This window comes from bacterium (assembly GCA_030654305.1).
In the GTDB taxonomy this organism is placed as follows: Bacteria; Krumholzibacteriota; Krumholzibacteriia; order LZORAL124-64-63; family LZORAL124-64-63; genus PNOJ01.
Genome location: JAURXS010000467.1, coordinates 1 through 9,618 on the forward strand (window position 1 = coordinate 1; position 9,618 = coordinate 9,618).

At 69.8% G+C, this 9,618-nt stretch carries 13 protein-coding genes; 7 read left to right on the forward strand and 6 right to left on the reverse strand.

Annotated features, from left to right (window positions below; all coding sequences use genetic code 11):
* A partial coding sequence (gene sat, locus Q7W29_13365; protein MDO9172810.1) for a sulfate adenylyltransferase occupies positions 1–300 on the forward strand: 300 nt, incomplete at its 5' end.
* Between the two features lie 10 nt (positions 301–310).
* On the opposite strand, the gene Q7W29_13370 is transcribed toward sat, so the two are convergent.
* Positions 311–772, reverse strand: a complete 462-nt coding sequence (locus Q7W29_13370; GenBank protein MDO9172811.1) for a nuclear transport factor 2 family protein — start codon at positions 770–772, stop codon at positions 311–313.
* 179 nt (positions 773–951) lie between these two features.
* Between Q7W29_13370 and Q7W29_13375 the strand changes: the two genes are divergently transcribed.
* Together Q7W29_13375 and Q7W29_13380 are read left to right on the forward strand one after the other, a co-directional pair.
* Positions 952–1,536: a superoxide dismutase gene (locus Q7W29_13375; GenBank protein MDO9172812.1), complete on the forward strand. Its 585-nt coding sequence runs from the start codon at positions 952–954 to the stop codon at positions 1,534–1,536.
* 356 nt (positions 1,537–1,892) lie between these two features.
* A complete protein-coding gene (locus Q7W29_13380; GenBank protein ID MDO9172813.1) occupies positions 1,893–2,375 on the forward strand; it encodes an ORF6N domain-containing protein in 483 nt (160 codons plus the stop codon).
* A gap of 109 nt (positions 2,376–2,484) precedes the next feature.
* On the opposite strand, the gene Q7W29_13385 is transcribed toward Q7W29_13380, so the two are convergent.
* The 4 genes from Q7W29_13385 to Q7W29_13400 are packed head-to-tail and all read right to left on the reverse strand — an operon-like array spanning position 2,485 to position 5,370.
* Complete coding sequence (locus Q7W29_13385; protein MDO9172814.1) at positions 2,485–3,369, reverse strand: FAD:protein FMN transferase; 885 nt, start codon at positions 3,367–3,369, stop codon at positions 2,485–2,487.
* Between the two features lies 1 nt (position 3,370).
* Positions 3,371–4,636 carry a DUF3570 domain-containing protein gene (locus Q7W29_13390; GenBank protein ID MDO9172815.1) on the reverse strand — a complete coding sequence of 422 codons (1,266 nt, stop codon included), beginning with the start codon at positions 4,634–4,636 and terminating at the stop codon, positions 3,371–3,373.
* On the reverse strand, positions 4,623–4,856 hold the full coding sequence (locus Q7W29_13395; GenBank protein ID MDO9172816.1) for a DUF4266 domain-containing protein: 234 nt from the start codon (positions 4,854–4,856) through the stop codon (positions 4,623–4,625). The genes Q7W29_13390 and Q7W29_13395 overlap by 14 nt, the downstream gene beginning before the upstream one ends.
* A gap of 37 nt (positions 4,857–4,893) precedes the next feature.
* Entirely contained in the window at positions 4,894–5,370 is a 477-nt protein-coding gene (locus Q7W29_13400; protein MDO9172817.1) for a TlpA disulfide reductase family protein, read from the reverse strand.
* A gap of 372 nt (positions 5,371–5,742) precedes the next feature.
* Between Q7W29_13400 and Q7W29_13405 the strand changes: the two genes are divergently transcribed.
* From Q7W29_13405 to Q7W29_13415, 3 genes are all read left to right on the forward strand, one after another.
* Complete coding sequence (locus Q7W29_13405) at positions 5,743–7,044, forward strand: hypothetical protein (GenBank protein ID MDO9172818.1); 1,302 nt, start codon at positions 5,743–5,745, stop codon at positions 7,042–7,044.
* Positions 7,045–7,203: 159 nt separating this feature from the next.
* A complete protein-coding gene (locus Q7W29_13410; protein MDO9172819.1) occupies positions 7,204–7,413 on the forward strand; it encodes a helix-turn-helix domain-containing protein in 210 nt (69 codons plus the stop codon).
* 11 nt (positions 7,414–7,424) lie between these two features.
* Entirely contained in the window at positions 7,425–8,690 is a 1,266-nt protein-coding gene (locus Q7W29_13415) for a type II toxin-antitoxin system HipA family toxin (protein MDO9172820.1), read from the forward strand.
* 8 nt (positions 8,691–8,698) lie between these two features.
* Here Q7W29_13415 and Q7W29_13420 read toward each other — a convergent pair whose 3' ends face one another.
* Positions 8,699–9,109, reverse strand: coding sequence for a DUF1761 domain-containing protein (locus Q7W29_13420; protein MDO9172821.1), 411 nt, complete (start codon positions 9,107–9,109; stop codon positions 8,699–8,701).
* A 112-nt stretch (positions 9,110–9,221) separates the two neighbouring features.
* Here Q7W29_13420 and Q7W29_13425 point away from each other — a divergent pair.
* A partial coding sequence (locus tag Q7W29_13425; protein ID MDO9172822.1) for a hypothetical protein occupies positions 9,222–9,618 on the forward strand: 397 nt, incomplete at its 3' end.

The following is a 9,618-nucleotide window of genomic DNA, read 5'->3' on the forward strand; positions in this document are numbered from 1 at the left end:
ATCCCCGCGGGCTCGCTCGAGATCGAGATGCTGCCCATCGACTGGACATTTTGGTGCTACAAGTGCGGCGGCATGATCTCCATGCGCACCTGCCCCCACGGCAAGGAAGACCTCCTGTTCCTCTCCGGCACCGCCCTGCGCAAGGGCCTCAGCGAGGGCGGCGAGATCCCGGCCGAGTTCTCGCGGCCCGAGGTGCTGGCGATCCTGAAGGAGTACTACGCGGGGATCGACGCCGCGAACCGCGTCGAGGTCAAGCTGCACGACGCGGCCACCGGCAAGGGGACCGACAAGAAGAAGTGACCGTCCCGCGCTACTCGGCGCAGGGCGGGCACCCGCGGTCCAGCACGATCTCCCAGCGGCCGGCGACCGTGCGCCGCCAGGTCGAGGTGAAGAAGCCGGCCGGCGAGCCGTCGGGCGCGGTGACCGGGCCGCTCGACAGGCCAAGATCCCCCGCAGCGAGCACCGCCACGTCCAGGGGCGCCCAGGCGAAGGGTGCCTCGTCCCCCTCGAAGAAGCGCGCCCACCCGGCCGCGACCGCCTCGCGCCCGCGCATGATCCCCCGGCCCCCGAAGAAAACCGCGTCCTCGGCCAGGAACGACGTGAAGGCCGCGAGGTCGCGGTCGGCCATCGACTTGGCGAAGTCCGTCTCGGCGGCGCGCAGCTCGGCCTCCAGCGCCGCAACGTCGACCGGAGCTTCGTCGGCCGCCACGATGGCCGGCACGAGCAGGGCCGCGAGCAACACCGCGACGAGCGGACGGTGGATCGACGACATGGGAGCACCATCCTGATCTGAGGGAGCCGGTCTACAGCCGAAGGATACGGTCAATATAGGCCCCGGAGCGGGGCTTGTCCCCGTTCGGGACCGTTGCCGGGGGGGCGGCGCGGCGTTATCCTGGAACCCGCAACGAAGCCGCAATCCCGGATGACCATCTCAAGCGAGGAGACACCGTCATGGTCCACGTCCTGCCCGATCTGAAGTACGCGAAGAACGCGCTCGCCCCGCACATCTCGGCCGAGACGCTCGAATTCCACCACGACAAGCACCACGCGGCCTACGTCGCCAACCTGAACAACCTGATCCCGGGCACGGAGTTCGAGAAGCTGTCGCTCGAGGACATCATCCGCCGGGCCCCGGCCGGCGGCGTGTTCAACAACGCGGCCCAGGTCTGGAACCACACGTTCTACTTCGACGGCATGGGCCCCAAGGTCGGCGACGCGCCGTCCGGCGCCCTGGCCGCGGCCATCGACAAGGCCTTCGGCTCCTTCGCGGCGTTCAAGGAGCAGTTCGGCAAGGCGGCCGTCGGCAACTTCGGGTCGGGCTGGACGTGGCTGGCGAAGGCCGGGGACGGCGGGCTGGAGATCGTGAGCACGAGCAACGCCGGCTCGCTGATCACGTCCGACAAGAAGCCCGTGCTGACCATCGACGTCTGGGAGCACGCCTACTACATCGACACGCGCAACGCGCGGCCCAAGTACGTCGAGAACTGGTGGAACGTCGTGGACTGGAACGTCGCGGCGAAGCACTTCGGCGGTTGACCAAAGACGACCCGCGATGACCACGGCCGAACGGCCGGCGCCGCCCCACTTCCTGGGCCTCGGCGTCGAGCGCGGCCGCATCACCGGCGACGTCACCCCGCACTAAAGCGCGCTCGGCGACGACGGCGTCCGCTTCGTCGCCGAGCGCGAGATCCTCGACCACATCCACAACCCCTCGACCCGGGCGCGCGGCGACTACCCGCCCATGCTGGCGCACCGGAGCGCTGGCTCGCGTGAGCCCGCGGCTTGCTAGTCTGGTAGAGCTGGACGGGTGAAACAGGCCTCCCAGAAGGGTACGCAGGAGGGTGAAGGACTCAAATCGTGAACTACGCGTAGGAGATGTGGAGCAACGAATATTGTTCATTCGTAGTGAGAAGGTCATTCTCGATGCGGACCTTGCTGCATTCTATGGAGTGCCGACGAAGCGGCTGAACGAGCAGGTGAAGCGCAACAGGGGACGGTTTCCTGCGGACTTCATGTTCGAACTGACTGGTATCGAAAAAGACGAGGTGGTCGCAAATTGCGACCACCTGTCTAGATTGAAGTACTCCAAGGCTTTACCGTACGCGTTCACAGAACATGGCGCCATCATGGCGGCGAGCGTGCTCAACTCGCAACGAGCGGTCGAAATGAGCGTGTTCGTGGTGAGAGCATTCGTCAAGCTTCGGCAAGCGGTTCTTCAGCACGCAGAACTAGGCCGGCGCCTGGAGGAGCTGGAACACCGGCTCGGCTCGCACGATCAACAGATTGTGGCTCTGGTGGAGGCAATTCGGCGCCTGATGAGTCCTGCGGCCGTGCCCAGGCGGCGACGGATCGGTTTCGGGGGTGGCGAGCCCTGACAGGCGCATGGACCAGTCGAAGGCTCTGTCATGGAACTGGCTTGTGCCTGATCCGCGCCAGCCGGCTTCGCCAGCAACCGTCGCTGGTCATGCGCAGCGATACCCCGCTTCAGCGATGACACCACCAGGTGACGCCCTGGCCGTCCAGAAAGGCCTCGGCGTCGCGGCCGTGCAGCATCGCCAGGGTGGCCAGCACGCCGGCCTCGGTGCAGGTCGGGGCCGCCACGGTCACCGCGCGCGGGGCGTCGCGCACCGGCCAGCCCGTGCGCGGGTTCAGCAGGTGGCCGTAGCGGACGCCGCCGCGCAGCAGGTAGCGCCGCGCGTCGCCGCTGGTGGCCAGCCCTCCGGTCTTCATCTCCAGGATGCGTTCGGCGTGGTCCTCGCGGCCGGGGTCTTCGACCCCCACCCGCCAGGCCGCGCCGTCGCTGCGGGGGCCGGTGGCGCGCAGGTCGCCGCCCAGGTTCACGAGCGCGGCGGCCGGCGCCGCCGCGGCCAGCAGGTCGGCCGCACGGTCGGCCGCGTACTCCTTGCCCAGGCCGCCGAGGTCGATCTCCATGCCCGCCGGCAGCGTGATCACCGGGTTGTGCCAGGCGACCTTCTCCCAGCCGATCAGCGGCAGCAGCGCCTTGACCCGCCCGCGCGAGGGCAGGCGGTCGCTCCCGTCGAACTTCCAGACGCGTCGTAGGATGCCCGAAGTGACGTCGAAGCGGCCGCCGCTGAGGGCGTGGCACTGTGCGGCGAGGTCGAGCAGCCGCGCGGTCTCGTCGTCGATGCGGACGGGGGCGCCGCCGGCAGCGTTGATCGCCCCGACAGCGCTGTCGTCGCGGTAGCGGCTGAACTTGCGCTCGATGCGCAGGACTTCGGCGGCAGCGAGGTCGCAGAGGCGCCGGGCCGACGCCTCGTTGCAGTTCTCGAACAAGACCTCGCAGGGGCCGCCCATGGCCGTGAAGGTCCCGACCAGCAGGTCGCCGCGGCGCAGCACGACGACGGTCACCTCAGGACCCGAACGAGTAGCCCACCTGGAAGATCCAGGCGTCGACGACCGGGAACAGGTCGAAGCCCGCCAGGTCGCCGGGCGCGCCGGCGGGGTGGCCGTCGCCGGACTGGCGGTAGTACTCCACGCGCGCGGTCAGGCGGTGGTCGCGGCCGATGTCGCGGCCGTGCTCCAGTCCGAACGTCCAGGCGCCGAATTCGCCGAGCCGGTAGTCGGCCGTGGCGTGGTCGGGCAGCGCGGCGCCGTCGAGCAGCCAGCGGGCGTAGAAGTCGGCGGCCGACTGGCGGTAGAAGCGCACGTGGGGCTGCAGGTACTTGCCGCCGCCGCCCAGCGCGACGCGGTCGCGCAGCTCGATGGTGTGCGAGGCGATGCCCCAGTCGTCGGTCATGAAGCGGTAGGAGAGGTCGGCGACGCCGTGGGACAGCTGCCGCTTCACGCGGCCGAAGAGGATGTGCTTGGTGCGCGCGTCGGGGCGGTTCTCGAAGAGCTGGTCGACCGGCGCGCCGCTCGTCGGGTCCACCACGCTGACCAGCTTGTAGGGGTCGGTCTGGTAGCCCGTGACCCGGCTCAGCGAGTAGGTGAACTGGACGAGGGTGGCGCGGTCGATGACCTGCACCAGGCCGAGCATGGCGTCGGCGACGTCCTTGCTGCCGTCGCCGGCGAGCCGCGGCTGGTCCGGGCCGGTCGCCGCCATCGGGGCGAAGGGGATGGGGCGGCCGCCCTCGGGCGTGACCGTGTCCCGCGAGAAAGAGACACCGGCGCTCAGCGTGCGGTTGCGGCGGTCGAAGTCGCGGGTGAACGAGGCGTTGGCGCCCAGCGAGGTGTAGTCGTGCTCGCCGGAGCCGTAAAGGCCGGCCGAGACCGTGGACAGGCGGCCCAGCGGCAGGGTCGCGCCGCCGCTGACCGCGACGCGCGCGTCGCGGAAGGTGTCGTCCAGGGGCGTCTCGCCGGGCGCGGTCGTGTAGCTGCCGCGACCCGACGGTCGCGTGAAGGTCTGGACCGCGGCGCTCGGCACCGAGCCGCTGGCCGAGGCGCCGGTCAGGGCGTCGTAGACGACCTTGAAGTTGGCGAGCCGGCCGGAGCCGAAGTCGTGCCGCGCCTGCAGGACGGTCTCGAGGGCCGAGACCCGGTTGGGCTCCGTGTAGCCGAGGATCGCGGTCTCGACCTCGGTGGCGTGCGAGGTCGCGACGCCGCCGACGCCCGCCAGCGCGCAGGCCGCCGACAGCGCCCCGCGGATCGAGCGGAAGGTGCGTTCAGTTGCAGCCACAGCCGCCACCCCCGAACCCGGCCCCGCCGGTGGAGGCTTCCTTGCTGAAGTAGATGTGCTCGTCGAGCGCGGCGGTGACCGGGTCGCCGTCCAGCCGCATCGAGCGCTGCGCGAGCAGGTCGCGCTCCCAGGGCTGGACGCCGAGGCTGGCGCAGCCGCCGAGCAGGGACGCCGCCAGCACGAGCCCCGCCGTCAGGGCGGTCCTATTTCTTCGCCGCATCGGGCACCCCTACTACCTGCAGCACTTCGGCCGGCGCCTACTCGGCCAGCAGGGTCGTGACCTCGGCTTCGATCTCGCCGGACTTCTTCGGTTCGAAGCCGATGTGGCTCGTCCGCAGCCGGCCGCTGCGGTCGATCAGGTAGCTGGCCGGCATGCCCTCGATGCCGTACGCCGTCGCGAGCTTGCCCTCGATGTCCCAGATGACCTGCAGGTCGCCCCCGAGTTCGGCGAGGAAGGCCTCGGCGGCCTTGCGGTCGTGGTCCTCGTTCACCATCAGCACGGTCAGGCCCTGCTCGCCGTACTTCTTCTGCAGCTCGCGCAGCCAGGGGAAGGACGAGCGGCAGGGCTGGCACCACGAGGCCCAGAAATCCACGTAGACCACGCGGCCGGCGTAGGGCTTCAGGTCCAGGGCGGTCGGGGTCGGGACGCGCGGGCCGTCGAGACCGGCGACGGCGGGCAGCGAGACGGACAGCAGCGCGACCAGGACGGTCAAGGCAAGCATGGCCCTCTTCATGACGGGCTCCTTTCGGCGACGGCGGCTCCACACGGACCGGGGGATCCTAGCGAACTCCTAGCCGAATGGATAGTTCCGAAATTCAGGGGTGGGTCAGGGCGGCGGCGGCCAGGGCGAGCAGCAGGGGGGAGAGCAGGACGGCGGCGGCGCGCAAAAAGATCTGGCGTGACATCGATAAGCCTTTTCGGGGAAGCCTGTTCCGGGGTTGGCGGCGCACCTCCGTGGCGCGACCGGCGCCAAAATAGGCCGCGCCTTACCCTGGGGCAAGCCGTAAATGACGACGGGGATGGTCTTTTCACGATCGGTGCCGTATCATGAGTCCGGATGTTTGTTGCCACCCCTGGTAACCTTCTGCCTCGCTGGAGGTCCGTCATGCTGCGCTCCGCGCGCTTGGCCAAGCTGCTGCTGTTGTCGCTGCTGCTGGTGCTGGGCCTGTTCTCCGGCTGCTCCGATTCCACGTCGCCCGCGCCCGACGACCAGGACAACGTCCTGGATCCCGGCGGCGGCACCTTCGCCCTGAAGGACATGACCATCCCGATCCCCTGGGGACCGCCGGTGCTGCTGCGCCTCGAGGGCGCGAACCTCGTGACCGACCCCGCCGACGGGACCGTGTCGCTGGACGTGAACGTGCGCAACCTGTCGGACCGCACGATCGGCGTGCCGCTGACCGTCTGGCTGTCCGGGTTCACGCCGGCTGACGTCGCACCGCTCAATGCCGACGTCGTGCCGGGCGACGATCCCGTCTGGCCGGCCGGTGTCGATTCGAGCGGCGTCTGGATGGAGTGGGGCTACGACTATGCCGGGCTGATCGGCGACGACGGCCTGCTCGCCCCCGGCGAGGCGTCCGACGCGAAGACCTGGATCTTCCAGGACCCGTCGCTGGGCTCGTTCGCCTTCGCCGCGCGCGCCGACCTCGGCGGCGATCCCGGCCAGGCGCGCCTGGGCGGGGTCTGCTTCCTGGACCGCGATTACGACAGCCATCCCGGCGAGGGCGAGGAACCCTTCACCGCCGGCACGATCATCGTGACCGGCCCCGGCGACTACTGGTACGCCGCGTCGCCCGGCTTCGACGGGCGCTACGAGGCGCCGCTGTGGGAGCCCGGCATCTACCAGGTCGCCTTCGAGACTTACGAGATGACGCCGATGCCGCTGGTGTTCACGACGCCGAACCCGCTGACGGTCATGATCGTCGCCGGGCCCGACGGCGTGGTGCAGAGCTTCCTGGACGCGAACTTCGGCGTGGCGCCCGACTGGTTCCCGCCGCCGTCCGCCCAGCCGATCTGGTTCACCGACCTGCAGCCCGACGACCTGCACGTGGCGCCCTGGAACTTCATGGACGCGTCGGTCCAGGGTTCGCTGATGACCTTCCACGTGGGCTACTCGGGCTGCTCGCCCGAGCACCCCTTCTCGCTGTGGATGTCGGGCGAGTTCCTGGAGTCGCAGCCGCCGCGGGCCGTCGTCACGCTAGTGAACGAGCTGGCCGAGGATTGCGACGCCTACTTCGAGCAGTCGCCCGTCTTCGACCTGGGCCCGCTGTACCGCCGCTACATGGATAGCTACGGCATGGGCGAGTTGATCCTGGACGTGCGGGGGCCCGACGGGTTCTCGACGCTGATGAAGATCGGGATCGCGATGCCGGATTCGTCGGACCCGGGGCATCCCGGCGGGCACTGATCGCGAGGTTCGAAGCTTGCGGCCCCGCTTCCGGGAGGAGGCGGGGCCGCTTTATTTTCCTGATCGGGAAAAATTGTTGACATTTTGGTGAAATCATCGCTAATTTACCCGATCGGGAAATTCAAGCGAGGGGCGCTCATGACCACGTCAAGGCCGGCCATCAGGATCCAAACTCCAGAGGACCTCGGGAAGCTCATCCGAGAGCGCAGGAAGCGCGACGGCCTGACCCTCGTCGAAACGGCGGGCCTGACGAACGTGGGGGTGCGGTTCCTCTCGGAGCTGGAAAACGGGAAACCGACCGTTCGACTGGACAAGCTGTTGCAGGTGCTGAACGCCCTAGGCATCCGACTGCTCGCGGCCAACGACTGATCGAGGATCACATGAGAACGCTCTGCGTGTTCTGGGACGAGGTGCTCGTCGGCCATCTGGCGGAGACGGGGATGCGGGCCATGTCCTTCCGGTACGCGGCGACCTACCTGTCGTCCGCCCGGCCACGCCCGATTTCGCTGTCGCTGCCTTTGCAGCCGGAGGCGTTCGATGGGGACGTTGCGAGGTCCTGGTTCGCCAATCTGCTCCCAGAGGGTGACATCCGCGGGCACGTCGCCCGTAGGCTCGGCGTGTCGGAGCGCAACGATTTCGCCCTGCTGAACGGGATCGGCGGCGACTGCGCCGGGGCCCTGCGGATCCTGCCCGAGCACGCGGCTGGCGCCCAGGCCGGCAAGCTGATCCCGCTGCCCTGGGACGAACTCGAGGAGACGATCGCTGCGACCCCCCGGCCTTCCCTGCTCGCGCTGGTGATGCAGGACCGGGAGCTGCGGCTGTCGCTGGCGGGCGCGCAGGACAAGCTGCCCGTCCACTTCGCCGACGGCCGGCTCTCGCTGCCGAGCGGGAACCGGGCCAGCACCCACCTGCTGAAGATCGCGAGCGGCGGCTTCCCCGACCTCGTGCAGAACGAGCTGTTCTGCCTAACGCTGGCCCGCGGCGTCGGGCTCGACGTGCCCCCCGCGCAGATGGCGGCGACCGCGACGCCGATCCTGATCGTCGAGCGGTACGACCGGCGCACGGACGCCGACGGCACCGTGCGGCGGCTCCACCAGGAGGACTTCTGCCAGGCCCTCGGCCTGCCGCCGGACATGAAGTACGAGAACGAGGGCGGCCCCTCGCTGGCGGCGATGTTCGAGGTCCTCGCCCGCGGCAGCCGCTCCCCGTTGCCCGACAAGCGGGAGCTCCTGAAGTGGGTCCTGTTCAACTACGTGATCGGCAACGCGGACGCCCACGCGAAGAACGTGTCGCTGCTGCACGGCGACCTCGACGACGATCGGGGGCCGCATCTGGCCCCGTTCTACGATCTGGTCTGTACCGAGGTGTACGGCGGCCTGGCGCGCCGGCAGGCCCAGAAGATCGGCGGGGAATACCGCACGGGGAGCATCGGCGGCCGGCACTGGGACCGCTTCTCGGCCGCGATCGACATCAACCCGAAGTACCTGCGCACGGTCGCCGCGGAGATGTGCGCGCGGGTCGAGGCGGCGGCGGTGCCGCTGGCGCGCTCTCTCGGCGCAGGCGGTTCAGGAACCGCGACCCTCGAGCGGATCGCCGGCGTGGTCGGCGGGCGCCTCGGGAAGCTGCGCGCCGACCTCGCCGGCTGAACGGGTCGTCAGCGCCAGGCGCCCAGGATCGCGCCCATCAGCGCCAGCGCGACCACGTCGTGCAGGGCCAGCACGAGGTAGAGCTTCAGCGAGCGGCCCTCGAACAGCAGGTTGGCGCCGGTGACCATGCCCGCCAGGCCGAGGCCCGCGTAGAGGCCGACCCGCGCGCCGTCGAGCCAGGAGGTCGCGCCGGCCCAGCCGACGAACACGGCCAGGGTCAGCGCCATGACCGCGCCGGACAGGAAGGCCCAGACCATCGTGACCGGCTTGTAGTCGGCCGCGACCTGCTCCTTGGTCTTGCCGATGCCGGCCATCCAGGCCTTGCCGAACAGGCCGGGCGAGAACCAGGCGCCGCCGATCACCAGCGACAGGACCGCGCAGGCCAGGACGGCCAGGTAGTTCACCGAGACGGGGGGCATCGCTCACCTCCGGGATGACGGGGAAGGACCGGTTTCGACTGGATCTTCAGCCAACAAGAGCGATTTTGTCCAGGACATTGACGAGCGGACCCACCGCCGACGGGAGACGATGATGACCGCGATCCTGCGCAAGATGACCCTGTGCACATCGACCCTGCTGATGATGCTGGCGGCGGCCCTCCCAGCCGCGGCCGCCGAGGAGTTCGAGCGTGTGCCCTACTCCGGCACCTACGACGTGTTCGCGCGGCCGCACGACGCGCGCGGCGACGGCATGGGCGGCACCGGCGCCGCCGGGGCCGAGGGGGCGCTGGCGGCGTGGTGGAACCCCGCGACCAGTGTGAACGGGGCTGCCGGCGACGGCGTAACGGCCGGCTACCAGAGCTTCGGCCAGTTCTTCGATGGGCAGCAGCAGTGGGCCGCGGGCGCGGCCGTCGCGCGGGGCCGGCTGCAGGCGGGGGTCATCGCCGGGCGCTGGAGCGGGGAGCTGCCGCTGGTGACGCTGGTGGGGG